Origin of the sequence: Bacteroides sp. RTP31139st1_H2_RTP31139_211217 (genome assembly GCF_040227615.1) — a bacterium.
GTDB classification, from domain to species: domain Bacteria; phylum Bacteroidota; class Bacteroidia; order Bacteroidales; family Bacteroidaceae; genus Bacteroides; species Bacteroides uniformis.
On the sequence record NZ_JBCNZM010000325.1, the window covers coordinates 1 to 1,615 of the forward strand.

Annotated in this window: 3 protein-coding genes; 1 reads left to right on the top strand and 2 read right to left on the bottom strand. The window is 45.8% G+C overall.

Features of this window, described 5'->3' with window-relative positions:
- On the top strand, nucleotides 1–761 hold a 761-nt coding region (locus ABUA47_RS24600; protein WP_349832267.1), incomplete at its 5' end, for an AAA family ATPase.
- An 85-nt stretch (nucleotides 762–846) separates the two neighbouring features.
- Here ABUA47_RS24600 and ABUA47_RS24605 read toward each other — a convergent pair.
- Complete coding sequence (locus ABUA47_RS24605) at nucleotides 847–1,278, bottom strand: DUF5606 domain-containing protein (RefSeq protein WP_005832700.1); 432 nt, start codon at nucleotides 1,276–1,278, stop codon at nucleotides 847–849.
- A gap of 116 nt (nucleotides 1,279–1,394) precedes the next feature.
- A partial coding sequence (locus ABUA47_RS24610) for a dephospho-CoA kinase (RefSeq protein WP_349832269.1) occupies nucleotides 1,395–1,615 on the bottom strand: 221 nt, incomplete at its 5' end.

Consider the following 1,615-nt stretch of genomic DNA (forward strand, 5'->3'; position numbering starts at 1 on the left):
TGGCAAAGGCGCTGGCGGAGTTCCTCTTTGACGACGAGACGATGATGACCCGTATCGACATGAGCGAGTATCAGGAGAAACACAGCGTTTCCCGTCTGGTAGGAGCGCCTCCGGGATATGTGGGCTACGATGAAGGTGGACAACTGACAGAAGCCGTAAGGCGGAAACCGTATTCTGTCGTCCTATTCGACGAAATCGAGAAAGCGCATCCGGACGTATTCAACATCTTGCTGCAAGTGCTGGATGACGGACGTCTGACGGACAACAAAGGGCGTACGGTCAACTTCAAGAATACGATTATCATCATGACCTCCAACATGGGCAGCGGCTATATCCAAAGCCAGATGGAGAAACTAAACAGTAGCAATAAGGAGCAAATCGTAGAGGAAACCAAGAAGGAAGTGATGAATATGCTGAAAAAGACCATCCGCCCGGAATTCCTGAACCGTATCGACGAGACCATCATGTTCCTGCCACTGACAGAGCCCGAAATCAAGCAAATTGTGGTGCTCCAAATCAAGAGTGTGCAGAAGATGCTTTCCGGTAACGGTGTGGAACTTGTTCTGACAAATGCCGCCATAGACTTCCTTGCCAATGCAGGGTATGACCCTGAATTCGGCGCCCGTCCGGTGAAACGTGCCATCCAGCACTATTTGCTGAACGACTTGTCGAAGAAGCTGCTGGCTCAGGAAGTAGACCGCAGCAAGCCTATTACAGTGGATGCCAATACCACTGACGACGGACTGGTTTTCAGAAATTAAAAGCAATCCGTATCCCCCAATAAAAGAGGCGATTCCCGACTATTGAGAATCGCCTCTTTTATTTTGTATTTCAATCCTTCTCCGATTACTCGGCCTTGCTTTCCTCCTTCGTTTCTGCCGCAGGAGTTTCTTCAAAATCCGTCATACCGCTTGCCACCAGCAAATTATACCAAACAATCAATTTCTTGATGTCGGACGGATATACGCGGTCGCGATCGAAGGTAGGCAATACCTCTGCCAGGTAAGCACGCAAGTCGTCAGCAGTAGCTTTCTTCAAATCCAGCACTACGGCAGCACCATTTTCCTTTTTCTTCATGGAAAGAAACACTTCCTTCAAAGGAACATCTTCCGTATCTGTATACATGGCGATATCGCCCAAAGAAATAATCTTCTCATTACCATAGGCAGGGAAACGCTTCTTGTCTGCAAGCGACTCTACAATCAACATATTTTTTCCCTGAGAAACAAGCTTATACAATCCCGGTTTACCGGAAATGGACAAAATAGTCTTCAACATAATATATTCTGTTTTGATGATTAGTAGTTATTTTTTTCGGGGGGCAAAGATAATGTAAGCCGAAGACAATACAAAATAAGCTTGCTTATTTTTATTGTTAAGGAGATGCCTATTTTTTAAAGATAGTACATTTTTTCAGATAGCGAACCGATTAGTTCTAAAACCTGGGGTATTAATGGAGTTTCGCCATCATTTACAATGACAAAATCTGCATATTTACGCTTTTCTTCGTCATCCATCTGGCTACGGATACGCTTTTCTATCAATTCGCGCGAGGAAGCATCCCGCCGGACGGCACGTGAAATGCGCACCTCTTCGGGCGCATAGACCATAACAA

Excerpts from the sequence above, each read along its gene's own strand:
- ABUA47_RS24605 (WP_005832700.1), bottom strand. The coding sequence starts at position 1,278 with ATGTTGAAGACTATTTTGTCCATTTCCGGTAAACCGGGATTGTATAAG.